At 59.4% G+C, this 12,629-nt stretch carries 10 protein-coding genes; 7 read left to right on the top strand and 3 right to left on the bottom strand.

Features of this window, described 5'->3' with window-relative positions; translation table 11 throughout:
- Positions 1–21: 21 nt before the first annotated feature.
- The 3 genes from OKF39_RS12555 to OKF39_RS12545 are packed head-to-tail and all read right to left on the bottom strand — an operon-like array spanning position 22 to position 3,011.
- Positions 22–1,554: an ABC transporter substrate-binding protein gene (locus OKF39_RS12555; RefSeq protein ID WP_047368598.1), complete on the bottom strand. Its 1,533-nt coding sequence runs from the start codon at positions 1,552–1,554 to the stop codon at positions 22–24.
- A gap of 14 nt (positions 1,555–1,568) precedes the next feature.
- Positions 1,569–2,144, bottom strand: coding sequence for a D-alanyl-D-alanine dipeptidase (gene ddpX / locus OKF39_RS12550; RefSeq protein ID WP_047368597.1), 576 nt, complete (start codon positions 2,142–2,144; stop codon positions 1,569–1,571).
- Between the two features lie 12 nt (positions 2,145–2,156).
- On the bottom strand, positions 2,157–3,011 hold the full coding sequence (locus tag OKF39_RS12545; RefSeq protein ID WP_045630451.1) for a MurR/RpiR family transcriptional regulator: 855 nt from the start codon (positions 3,009–3,011) through the stop codon (positions 2,157–2,159).
- Positions 3,012–3,277: 266 nt separating this feature from the next.
- Between OKF39_RS12545 and OKF39_RS12540 the strand changes: the two genes are divergently transcribed.
- The 7 genes from OKF39_RS12540 (at position 3,278) to OKF39_RS12510 (ending at position 12,623) form a co-directional block, all read left to right on the top strand.
- Positions 3,278–4,759, top strand: a complete 1,482-nt coding sequence (locus OKF39_RS12540; protein ID WP_479982991.1) for an alpha/beta hydrolase — start codon at positions 3,278–3,280, stop codon at positions 4,757–4,759.
- A gap of 95 nt (positions 4,760–4,854) precedes the next feature.
- Complete coding sequence (locus OKF39_RS12535; RefSeq protein WP_028013219.1) at positions 4,855–6,066, top strand: diguanylate phosphodiesterase; 1,212 nt, start codon at positions 4,855–4,857, stop codon at positions 6,064–6,066.
- A gap of 88 nt (positions 6,067–6,154) precedes the next feature.
- Entirely contained in the window at positions 6,155–7,045 is an 891-nt protein-coding gene (locus tag OKF39_RS12530) for an aminoimidazole riboside kinase (RefSeq protein WP_479982990.1), read from the top strand.
- A 172-nt stretch (positions 7,046–7,217) separates the two neighbouring features.
- On the top strand, positions 7,218–8,735 hold the full coding sequence (locus tag OKF39_RS12525; protein WP_479982989.1) for a carbohydrate porin: 1,518 nt from the start codon (positions 7,218–7,220) through the stop codon (positions 8,733–8,735).
- A gap of 66 nt (positions 8,736–8,801) precedes the next feature.
- Entirely contained in the window at positions 8,802–10,172 is a 1,371-nt protein-coding gene (locus OKF39_RS12520) for a sucrose-specific PTS transporter subunit IIBC (protein ID WP_028013216.1), read from the top strand.
- Positions 10,172–11,578 (top strand): sucrose-6-phosphate hydrolase, encoded by a 1,407-nt coding sequence (locus OKF39_RS12515; protein ID WP_193051609.1) that lies wholly within the window; start codon positions 10,172–10,174, stop codon positions 11,576–11,578. Before OKF39_RS12520 ends, OKF39_RS12515 begins: the two co-directional genes overlap by 1 nt.
- Before the next feature lie 28 nt (positions 11,579–11,606).
- Entirely contained in the window at positions 11,607–12,623 is a 1,017-nt protein-coding gene (locus OKF39_RS12510) for a LacI family DNA-binding transcriptional regulator (protein WP_047368592.1), read from the top strand.
- Positions 12,624–12,629 lie beyond the last annotated feature (6 nt).

Genomic DNA, 12,629 nt, shown 5'->3' with positions numbered 1-12,629 from the left:
GCTTTCCCCCGACGAGAACTGTTATTTACTCATGGTGGCGATGTTGAACACCTGCTCGAGCATCGGATTAAAGGTGAAGCCTTTGACCTCTTTATTCATCGCCAGCTGGTAGTTCTTCTGGAACAGATAGACGTAGGCCGCTTCGTCAATCACCACCTTTTGCGCTTGCTGGTAATCTTTGGTGCGTTCCGCCTGGTCGGTGGTTTTCAGCGCGGCCTGCAGCAGCGAATCCACCTCTTTGTTCTCATAGAACGAGCGGTTGCCCGGCAGCCCTTTTTTGTCCGATTCGAACCAGTAGTTCATGAACATATATGGGTCGGCAAAGTCCGGGCTCCAGTTGCCGATGGCAATGTCGTAATCGCCTTTACCGACGCGGTCGCGCATGGTGGCATTGGCCAGTTTTTCCAGCTTGACGTTAATGCCGATCTTGCCGAGGCTCGCCTGAGTGGAGAGGGCGATAGGCTCCCAGTTCGGATCGTTGTCCGAGTAAAGGAAGGTCAGGCTGGCGGGCTTGTCTTTGACCTTCTCCAGCGCCGCTTTGGCTTTGGCCTCGTCGAAGCTGTACTGCATTGCCGCGGCGTCAAAGCCCCACATGCCTTCCGGGATCGGGCCGCGCATCTGCTTGCCGTTGCCGCTCAGAATGCCTTTTACCATTCCCTGATAGTCCGTCGCCCAGGAGATGGCCCGGCGTAAATCCACCTGATTGAGCGGCGCTTTGCTGTTGTTGAGATAGAGATAGGTCACGCGCAGGGAGGGGTATTCCGCGACGGCGACTTTGCCTTCCTGCTTCAGGGCTGCAAGCTGATCGACCGGCAGGGAGTCGGCAATGTCCAGATCGCCGCGGGAAAGCTGCAGTCGGCGCGAGGCGCTTTCACCGATAATTTTCACCGAAACGCGCTTAAAGTGCGGCTTCGCGCCCGACCAGTGGGGGTTCGGCACCAGGATCAGCTGCTGGCCTTTCTGCCAGCTCTTCAGCATAAACGGCCCGGAACCGGCGGTATTTTGCGCCAGAAAACCGCGCGCGTCGTCCGCGGCATTGGCCTTCAGCACCGCCGGGTTAATGATGGACGCCCCGTCGTTTGCCAGCGTGTAGAGGAAAGGCGCGAACGGCTGGCTGAGGGTGAATTTCACCGTGTGGTCATCGACGGCATCAATTTTGAGATCTTTCGGGAAGGCTTCAGACGGCCCCTGGCCGAGCTTGAGCAGGCGCTCAAAGGAGAGTTTGACCGCTTCGGCGGTGACCTGCGTGCCGTCGGAGAATTTGGCGTTATCCGCCAGGGTAAAGGTCCACTCTTTCTGGTCGTCGGACGCCTTCCAGCCCGTCGACAGATCGCCCTCCACCTCGGTAGAGCCGGGCTTGTACTTGACCAGACGCTGGTAGGACGGATAGGTGACGGTCCAGTCGTTGTTATCGATGGTGATGGCAGGGTCGAGCGTTTGCGGGTCGGCGGCTTTACCGATCGCCAGCATGTCTTTCGGGACGGCGGCCAGCGCCAGCGGGGCGCTCAACGCCAGCGTGGCGGCAATCAGGGTCGTGAGAAGCGATGTTTTCATGGCAGTGCTCCAGGTTAAAGAGAGGTGTGCGTCAGGGGAAAACAGGCAAAACGGTCATCAAGCAGCGGGTAGCTGGCGGCGTTCGGCAGTTCGAAGTGCCACCATTCGCTGCTAATCCCCACAAAACCGCCGCCGAACATGATGGCGTTCAGCAGCAGACGGTTTCGCTGGGCGTGTGGGGGTACGGAAGGGTGATAGGGATGCGAGCGGTCATGCATTTCGTCAAAACCGGCGCCCATATCCAGCACGCTGTTATGCTCGTCCATCAGCGTGACGTCGATGGCCGTACCGCGGCTGTGATTGGAGCCAATTGCCACATCGACCACATACTCCGGGTTCGGGCAGGCGTCCCACAGCTGGGCCTGCGCCTGCTGCGGCCGATAGGCGTCGTACACCACCAGCTTCAGCCCGGCCAGGGCGGCAATGCTGATGGCTTTTGCCAGCGCGGTGGCGGCCTCGGTATGCAGCAGGCACAGTGCCTCCTGATAGATCGGCCTGCCGGTGATGTTGTCGGCGGTGGCGTACTTCAGGTCGATATGCAGCGTGGGAAACGTCTTCGCCACGTCAATCAGTTCACTCTCATCGGGCATAGCTCCGCTCCTTTAGCGTTCGAATTGACCAAACTCTTGTTGTAATTGTCGGTTTACCGCCAGACGCGCCGGGAGCGCATCACCCAGCGCTTCCACCACGCCCGACAGCAGCAGGTTGAACAGACAGCTCACGGGGGCAAGCGAATCCCAGAAATGACCGGTATCGGTTTTCACCTGCAGTAAATCCATCGGGTAATCCCGCGCCCACGGGCACCAGATGTCGGTGATTAAGGCCAGCGGGATCCCTTTTTCGCTCGCCACGCGGCAGTACTGGCGGGCCATCGTGGAGTAGGTGCGCGTATCGGTCAGCACAACGTAAGGGTGCGAAAACCCGGAGTTGAGGGATTCCACCCAGCTGCCGGACGCGCCTTCGGAATAGCTCACGCGCGGGCGAAGGTACTCGAGATGGCTGAAGAAGGCGTTGGCGATCCCGCGCGTGGACTGGATCCCCAGCACAAACACCGCGTCGGCGTGGGCCAGGTTGTGCACCACCTGACGGAAGGCGTCCGTTTGCGCCAGCTGATACACCTGCGTAATGGCGTCCACCTCCAGCGACAGGGCATGCTGAAGGCGGTTGGGGAGGGGACGCTGCTGCTGCCAGGAGTCCAGCCGCTCGTTCATGCCCCAGGGCTGATACGGATCGCGCAGGCTCTTTTTGACATCTTCCAGGTTGCGATACCCCAGCTTGCGCAGGAAGCGTCCGACGGTGATCCCGCTGGTCCCGCTTGCCAGACCGACGCTTTCCGCGGTTTCGAACGGGATTTGCGCGGCGTGCGCCAGCAGCCAGCTCCCGACACGCTTTTCGCTGGGAGTGAGCTGGCTGAACGTCGCTTCGATACGGCTCAACATCTCGGGTTTCGTCGTCATACCGCCTCGCTGTTAACTGGCTGTCAAAAGCTGGATTTGTGTTACAGGGTTAACAATGCACGACGCGTGCCATGTTCACGGTGAGATAAAAACTCGCCGCGCTGTTAATTTCACGCAATATTTAGTTAACCAATGATCAACATTTGTGCAGCGTAGTTCACTTTTGGTGCAGCGGCTGACGCGGCAGGTATGAATTTGATGAATACGTCAGTCCGTTCACATTTTTGATAAGATAAAAGGACAGTGAACATAAAAGGGATCCCGGCATGGCGAATTTGCCCTGGCGAATCAGCGTGCGCCTGGCGGCGCTTGCAAAGAAAACAGGGATGGTCGTGGGGATCGTCCTGGTCGTCCTGTTGGCGGTGCGGGTCTATCTCTCGCAGCAGGGGCCGGACCTGCACCTCTGGCACACCTGGCGGGCGGACGAGATGTCCGTGCGTGAACTCGATAACACCAACTTTGCCGGGTATGTTGCCCGGGAAAACGCCATTTTCGCCGAGCTTGATAGGGCGGTGACGGCGAAAACAGCGGGCGAGGAACAAACGCCGCTAAACCGCTATTATCGCCAGAGCCTGGTTTGGCCGGGACAGTTCACGCCCGATGCCAACCGTTCGTTTGTGCTGATGCCAGCAGGAAAACCCCGTGGCGCGGTGGTATTGCTGCACGGACTGACTGACTCGCCTTACAGCGTCAGGCACCTTGCCGAAAATTATCAACAGCATGGTTTCGTGGCCGTGGTTCCGCGCCTGCCCGGACACGGCACCGCGCCCGGCGCGCTAACCGACGTTGACTGGGAGATGTGGCTCGCGGCGACGCGTCTTGCCGTGCGGGAAGCCACGCGCCTGACGGGAGATAATGTGCCGCTGCATCTGGTGGGGTACTCCAACGGCGGGGCGCTGGCGATGAAATATGCTCTCGATGCGATGGATTCCTCTGCGCTTCGTCGACCACAGCAGGTAATCCTGCTCTCACCAATGATCGGCGTGACGGCCTTTGCGCGTTTTGCCGGTTTTGCGGGGCTACCGGCGCTGCTGCCACCGTTTGCCAAAGCGGCGTGGCTGAATATCTCTCCGGAATATAATCCGTATAAATACAACTCGTTCCCGGTGAACGCCGCCCGCCAGTCGTGGCTGCTGACGAAGGCTCTGCAGGAGCAGATTGGCCGCGAGGCGCGGGAGAACAGGCTGGTGAATTTGCCGCCTGTGCTGGCATTCCAGTCGGTCATGGATTCTACGGTCAGCACCCGCGCGGTGGTGACCGGCCTGTTTGACCAGCTTCCGGCAAACGGCAGCGAGCTGGTGGTGTTTGACATCAATCAGGCGGCCAGCTTCCGCCCGCTGTTCAAGCCGTCGTCGTGGACGGCAACCTCGGCGCTGCTGCCGGTTGCGCAGAGACGTTACGGTGTCACGATTATTACCAATGCGGACGCACACAGTTTCTCGACGGTGGCGAAAACAACGCCAGCAGGCAGCACGCGGGAGACGGTTGTGCCGCTTGTGCAGACCTGGCCGCAGGATGTCTATTCCTTGTCGCATATCGCCGTGCCGTTCCCGCCGGATGACGATCTCTATGGCCGCGAACCTGGGGTGAAAAACCGCTACGGGATAAGCCTGGGAACGATTGCGCTGTGGGGAGAAACGTCCGTGTTGAGCGTCGGTAAAGAGGCGCTGATGCGGGTCACCTCGAACCCGTTTTACGACTATATGCAGGAGAGGATCGACAGCAGGATTGGCGATGGGGAAAAGTAATGTTCCCTTGTGGCGTGAATATGTTAGGTCGCATTGATTAAGTATGTTACATAGTAGCTTCAAGGCACCTCTCATTATCATTGGAACCCCTTTTTGTGCTGACGACGCTGATCTACCGAAGCCAGTTGAATTTATCCCGCCCGTCCACCGAACTGCGGGAGCTGGTGGAGCGCGCCAGAGGCCGCAACACAAAACTGGATATTACCGGCGTCCTCCTGGCAAAAGGGAATGACGTTCTGCAGATCCTCGAAGGGTCGGAAGAGAGTGTGGTCAAACTGTTCCACACCATCCGTGAGGACAAGCGTCACAGTGGGGTGGTTGAACTGCTGCGGGACTATGGTCCGCGCAGACGCTTCGAAAACGTCGGTATGCTGCTGTTCGACCTGCAAACGCAGTCGCCGAAAGAGGTGCTGCAGTCGGTGCTGCGCTACAGCAAGCTGGACAGCTATCTGACATCTGATGACCGGGTGTTCAAATTTATTCAGACCTTTATAACCGGTAAACGTCCGGCCCCGTCGGGGACGCGTTACACCTCGGACAAATGGACGCTCTCGACCGAAGCGCTACCCTTTGGCGAACATCTGGGCCTGATTGCCGGGCAAACCTGCCAGTTTGCGCTGCAGCCAATTGTCGAGCCCTCGGAAGGGAAAATCAGCTCCCTTGAGGCGCTTATCCGTAGCAATGACGGCGGCAGCCCGGAACATTTCTTCAGCTCCCTGGACCCGGCGAAAATCTATGAAGTCGATCTCCAGACGAAAGCGTATGCCTTCGCGCTGGCGGAAAAACTGGGCATTGGTAGCCATAAAATCGCGGTAAACCTGCTGCCCATGTCGCTGGTGAATGTCCCTGGCGCGGTGGAATTTTTGGTCGATGAGATTAAAAAACATGGCCTTCAGCCGGAGCAGGTGGTCATTGAAGTTACTGAAAACGAGATGATCTCCGGGTTCAACCAATTTAACAGCGCCATCAAGCGGCTTCGCGGTGAGGGGGTTGGCCTGGCGATTGATGATTTCGGTTCCGGCTATGCCGGTCTTTCGCTGCTGACCCGCTTCCAGCCGGATAAAATCAAAATCGATCGCGAAATCATCAGCGATATCCACCTCAGCGGCCCGAAGCAGGCGATAGTGCGATCCATCATCAGCTGCTGCTCCGATCTTGAAATTACCCTGGTGGCCGAAGGGATCGAGAAAATAGAGGAGTGGTGCTGGCTAGAATCTGCCGGGATCCGCCGCTTCCAGGGCTTCCTGTTTGCCCGCCCGCAGCTTAACGGCGTTGGCGATATTCGCTGGCCGCATCTGAAGCGTTAGGCAATTTTCCTCCCGCGTTATTTCCCCTTTTCCCTGCCTGTGCTTAAATAGCTAAAACGGTTTAACATAGTTTAGCTAAGAGGATCACATGGAAAAAATCTGGGTACTTGGCGATGCGGTGGTGGATTTATTGCCCGATGGCGAAGGGAAATTACTGCAGTGCCCCGGTGGCGCACCGGCAAACGTCGCGGTGGGCATTGCCCGGCTGGGGGGCAAAAGCGCGTTTATCGGCAGGGTTGGCGACGATCCTTTCGGGCGCTTTATGGCGAAAACGCTCGCTGACGAGCGGGTCGACGTGAAGCATATGCGCCTTGACCCGGCGCACCGCACCTCTACGGTAGTGGTGGATCTGGATGAGCACGGCGAACGCTCGTTTACCTTCATGGTGCGCCCGAGCGCCGATCTGTTTCTGGAACCCTCTGACCTGCCGACCTTCAGCGCGGGCGAGTGGCTGCACGTCTGTTCCATCGCGCTAAGCGCAGAGCCGAGCCGCTCGGCGACCTTTCAGGCGATGGACGCCATCCGGAAGGCGGGCGGTTACGTGAGCTTCGACCCCAATATTCGCCCGGATCTCTGGCCGGATGAGAACGCGCTGCGTCGCTGCCTAGAACAGGCCCTCCAAAGCGCCGACGTGGTCAAGCTCTCCGTTGAGGAACTGGCATTTTTAACCGTCGATGCGGATGTACGAGAAGGTCTGAACACGCTGATGCAGCGCTGCCCGGCGCGCCTGGTGCTGGTCACCCAGGGAAAAGAGGGCGTTATCGCCTGGCATCAGGGCGCGGTGAAACACTATCCGGCTACCCATGTGCAATGTGTCGATACCACTGGCGCGGGCGATGCCTTCGTCGCCGGGCTGCTCTACGGGCTGGCCGCCGGTCAGGAGCTGGTCCCGGCAATCGCCTTAGCCCAGCGCTGTGGCGCGTTAGCCACCACGGCAAAGGGGGCGATGACCGCGTTACCCTGGCAGCACGACCTGTAATCCTTCCTTCACTGGCCGCCGTCCGGCGGCCTGAATTGTCGCCTCGATCACACTTACTAAAACGGTTTAGCAAAAAAGATTGCCGATCCAAAATTCCCGGGTTTAGTATCAGCAGCCTAAACCGGTTTAGCAATTTAGCACGTTCGATTAATACTTTTAGGGATGCGACAAAATGTATAAAAAACGCAGACTTGCCGTGATGATAGGCATGCTGGCCGGCAGTACCTCTGTTTTTGCCCAGACGGATATGACGAGTATCGAAGCGCGCCTTGCCGCGATGGAGCAGCGCCTTCAGGCTGCTGAAGCGCGTGCGCAGGTCGCTGAAAAACGCGCCACCGAAGCCGAACAAAAAACGCAGCAGCTGGTCGCCGCCCAGCAGCGGACGCAAACCACAACCCAGGCGGTGGCGCAGCGTACCGCCGCGCTGGAGAAAAAAGCGGATCAGAGCAGTGGGTTTGAGTTCCACGGCTACGCCCGTTCCGGCCTGCTGATGAACGACGCGGCCTCCAGCAGCAAAAGCGGCCCGTACCTGACGCCAGCCGGAGAAACCGGCGGTGCGGTAGGGCGTCTGGGTAACGAAGCCGACACCTACGTCGAGCTGAACCTGGAGCACAAGCAAACCCTGGATAACGGGGCGACCACGCGCTTCAAGGCGATGCTGGCCGACGGTCAGCGAACCTATAACGACTGGTCAGCCGATACCAGCGATCTCAATATTCGCCAGGCCTTTGCGGAGCTGGGTAACCTGCCTGATTTTACCGGCGCGCTGAAGGGCAGCACCTTTTGGGCGGGTAAACGCTTCGACCGCGACAACTTTGACATTCACTGGCTGGATTCCGACGTGGTGTTCCTGGCCGGTACCGGCGGCGGCGTCTACGACGTGAAGTGGAACGACTCGCTGCGCAGCAACTTCTCGATCTACGGCCGCAACTTCGGCAGCGTGGAGCAGACCGACAATAACGTTCAGAACTACATCCTCAGCATGAACCACTTCGCCGGGCCGCTGCAGGTGATGGTGAGCGGCCTGCGGGCGAAGGATAACGACGATCGTAAGGACGCTAACGGCGATCTCATCAAAACCGACGCGGCCAATAACGGCGTTCATGCCCTGGTGGGGCTGCACAACGAGAGCTTCTATGGCCTGCGGGAAGGGAGTGCCAAAACGGCGCTGCTGTACGGTCACGGCCTGGGCGCAGAAGTTAAGAGCATCGGTTCCGACGGGGCGCTGCTGTCTGATGCCGATACCTGGCGCTTCGCAAGTTACGGTGTCACGCCTGTTGGCGGTGGCTGGAGTATCGCGCCTGCCGTGCTGGCGCAGAGCAGCAAAGATCGCTACGTCAAGGGCGACAGCTATGAGTGGGTGACGCTCAACACCCGCCTGATTAAAGAGGTGACCCAGAACTTCGCGCTGGCGTTTGAGGGAGGCTATCAGTACATGGATTTACATCCGGAGGGCTATAAGGACCGCAACGCCGTTAACGGCAGTTTCTACAAGCTGACCTTTGCGCCAACGTTAAAAGCGAGCAAAATCGGCGATTTCTTCAGCCGCCCGGAGCTGCGCCTGTTTGCCACCTGGATGGACTGGAGCAGCAAACTGGATAATTACGCCAGCGATGATGCCTTTGGCAGCAGCGGCTTCAACGCTGGCGGGGAATGGAACTTTGGGGTCCAGATGGAAACCTGGTTTTAACCCATCACGCTCCCGCCCGGCGGGAGCGTTTCGCACATCATAAAAAGAAGTCAGGCAGAGGTATCTATGGATGTTAATCAAATCGCCCGCGAGCTTATTCCGCTGCTGGGCGGCAAGGAAAATATCGCCAGCGCTGCGCACTGCGCTACGCGTCTTCGTCTGGTGCTGGTCGACGACGCGCTTGCCGATCGGCAGGCGATTGGCAAGGTCGAGGGCGTGAAGGGCTGTTTTCATAACGCCGGGCAGATGCAGGTCATTTTCGGCACGGGCGTGGTGAATAAGGTCTACGCCGCGTTTATTCAGGCGGCGGGGATTAGCGAGTCCAGCAAGTCTGAAGCGGCGGATATCGCCGCGCGCAAGCTGAACCCGTTCCAGCGCATTGCGCGTTTGCTTTCCAATATCTTTGTCCCGATCATTCCCGCCATTGTGGCGTCCGGCCTGCTGATGGGCCTGCTCGGGATGGTGAAAACCTACGGCTGGGTCAATGCGGATAACGCCCTCTACATCATGCTGGACATGTGCAGCTCGGCGGCGTTTATCATTCTGCCAATCCTGATCGGCTTTACCGCGGCGCGGGAATTTGGCGGGAATCCGTATCTGGGCGCGACGCTGGGCGGCATTCTGACCCACCCGGCGCTGACCAACGCCTGGGGCGTGGCCTCCGGCTTCCACACCATGAACTTCTTCGGCCTTGAGATCGCGATGATTGGCTACCAGGGCACGGTATTCCCGGTGCTGCTGGCCGTCTGGTTTATGAGCATCGTCGAGAAAAACCTGCGCCGCGCTATCCCGGACGCGCTGGATCTGATTTTGACGCCGTTCCTCACCGTCGTTATCTCTGGCTTCATCGCCTTGCTGATTATCGGCCCGGCAGGTCGCGCGCTGGGCGACGGCATCTCCTTTATTCTGAGCACGCTGATTGAACACGCGGGCTGGCTGGCCGGGCTGCTGTTCGGCGGGCTGTACTCGGTGATTGTGATCACCGGTATTCACCACAGCTTCCACGCGATTGAAGCCGGACTGCTGGGTAACCCGTCCATTGGCGTGAACTTCCTGCTGCCGATCTGGGCCATGGCGAACGTGGCGCAGGGCGGCGCCTGTCTGGCGGTGTGGTTTAAAACCAAAGACGCGAAAATCAAAGCCATTACCTTACCGTCGGCGTTTTCTGCGATGCTGGGCATTACCGAAGCGGCCATTTTTGGTATCAACCTGCGCTTCGTGAAGCCGTTTATCGCGGCGCTGATCGGCGGCGCGGCGGGCGGAGCCTGGGTGGTGTCAGTGCATGTCTACATGACCGCCGTCGGGCTGACCGCCATTCCGGGCATGGCTATCGTTCAGGCGAGCTCGCTCCTTAACTATATTATCGGCATGGTGATTGCCTTCGGCGTGGCGTTTACCGTCTCGCTGCTGCTGAAATATAAAACGGATTCTGAATAATGACGCAACTTTCCCGCTGGCCTGCGATCCTGCAGGCCGTTATGAAAGGGCAGCCGCGCGCGCTGGCGGATAGCCATTACCCGCAGTGGCACCCCGCGCCGGTGACGGGGCTGATGAACGACCCGAACGGGTTTATCTGGTTTGCCGGACGCTACCACCTGTTTTATCAGTGGAACCCGCTGGCCTGCGAGCATCGCTTCAAATGCTGGGGGCACTGGAGCTCTGCAGACCTGGTACACTGGCAGCATGAGCCGCTGGCGCTGATGCCCGACGAAGAGTATGACCGCAACGGCTGCTACTCCGGTAGCGCCGTGGACAACCACGGCGTTCTCACGCTGTGCTACACCGGCAACGTTAAGTTTGATGACGGCAGCCGCACCGCCTGGCAGTGCCTCGCCGTGGAGCAGCCGGACGGAACCTTTACGAAGCTGGGGCCGGTGCTGGCGCTGCCGGAAGGCTACACCGGCCACGTGCGTGACCCGAAGGTATGGCAGCACGACGGGGAGTGGTACATGGTGCTGGGTGCGCAGGATGTGCAAAAGCGCGGCAAGGTGCTGCTGTTTAAATCAGCCGATTTGCATGCCTGGACGTCCTGCGGGGAGATCGCTGGTCACGGCGTCAACGGCCTGACGGATGCGGGATATATGTGGGAGTGCCCGGACCTGTTCGCCCTCGACGGAACGCACGTCCTGATCTGCTGCCCGCAGGGGCTGGCGCGCGAGCCGCATCGCTACCTCAATACCTATCCGGCCACCTGGATGAGCGGGGCGTTTGACTATGCCAGCGCCGCATTCGATCACGGCGAGCTTCACGAGCTGGACGCGGGCTTTGAGTTTTACGCGCCGCAAACCACCCTGGCGGAGGATGGACGCCGCATTCTGATCGGCTGGATGGGCGTACCGGACGGGGAAGAGATGCTTCAGCCAACCCGGGCGTACGGCTGGATGCACCAGATGACCTGCCCGCGCGAACTCAGCTATCGCGACGGCAGGCTCTGGCAGACCCCGGCGCGCGAGCTGGCGGCGCTGCGTGAAGATGAGCAGCGCTGGCAGGGGCGCGCCAGCGAGGCGCCGGAACTGGACGCGACGCGCCTGGAGTTTGAGCTGGGCGCATCGCAGGTGAATATCGATTTCGCAGGCGCGCTGCGCCTCACGGTCGATGAGCAGGGTTTACGCCTTGAACGCGCGAGCCTGAAAACCGGTGAAACATTGACCCGCTACTGGCAGGGTGAGGTTCGTCATTTACGCGTTCTGTGCGACCGCTCCAGCGTCGAAATTTTCATCAACCACGGTGAAGGGGTGATGAGCAGCCGCTATTTTCCTGACCATCCGGCCCGGGTGCGATTCGAAGGTGCGTCCGACATCACATTACGCTACTGGTCGCTGCGCGCCTGCATGATAGAATGAGGGTTTTGGCAGCCGGATCTAAGTCGTTGTGAGAAAAACAAAACGCGTCACCATAAAAGACATCGCGGAGCTGGCGGGTGTGTCAAAAGCCACCGCCAGCCTCGTCCTGAACGGGCGCAGCAAAGAGCTTCGCGTGGCGGAAGAGACGCGCGAGCGCGTGCTGGCGATTGCAAAAGAGCACCACTATCAGCCCAGCATTCACGCCCGCTCGCTGCGCGATAACCGCAGCCACACCATTGGTCTTGTCGTTCCTGAGATTACCAACTACGGTTTCGCCGTCTTTTCTCACGAGCTGGAGACGCTGTGCCGCGAGGCCGGCGTTCAGCTGCTTATCTCCTGCAGCGATGAAAACCCAGGGCAGGAGACGGTGGTGGTGAACAATATGGTGGCGCGTCAGGTGGACGGGCTGATTGTGGCCTCCAGCATGCTGAACGATGCGGACTACCTGAAGCTCAGCGAGCAGCTGCCCGTGGTGCTTTTTGACCGGCACATGAACGACAGCGCGCTGCCGCTGGTGATCACCGACTCCATTTCCCCGACAGCGGCGCTGGTAGCGGACATTGCGCGCCAGCATCCGAATGAATTCTACTTCCTCGGCGGCCAGCCGCGCCTGTCTCCGACGCGCGACCGTCTGGACGGTTTTAAGCAAGGTCTGCGAGAGGCCGGCGTGGAGCTGCGCCCCGAGTGGATCATTCACGGCAACTATCACCCGAGTTCCGGATACGAGATGTTTGCTGAACTCTGCGCCCGCCTGGGGCGTCCGCCAAAAGCGCTTTTCACCGCCGCCTGCGGGCTGCTGGAAGGGGTGCTGCGCTATATGGGCCAGCATAACCTGTTGCAAAGCGATATCAGGTTAGCCAGCTTTGACGATCACTATCTCTACGATTCACTGACGATCCCGGTGGATACCATTCGTCAGGACAACCGCCAGCTGGCGTGGCACTGCTTTGATCTGATTGGCAAATTGATCGAAGGGGAGACGCCGCAGCCATTGCAGCGCAAGCTGGATGCCACCCTGCAGCGGCGCTATAAGTCAGCGGTATAGCCCCAG

This window comes from Enterobacter cloacae complex sp. HYC042_NIDB (genome assembly GCF_056673315.1).
Note: the sequence above shows the minus strand (reverse complement) of the source record. Positions and strands in the feature narration are given on the sequence as shown.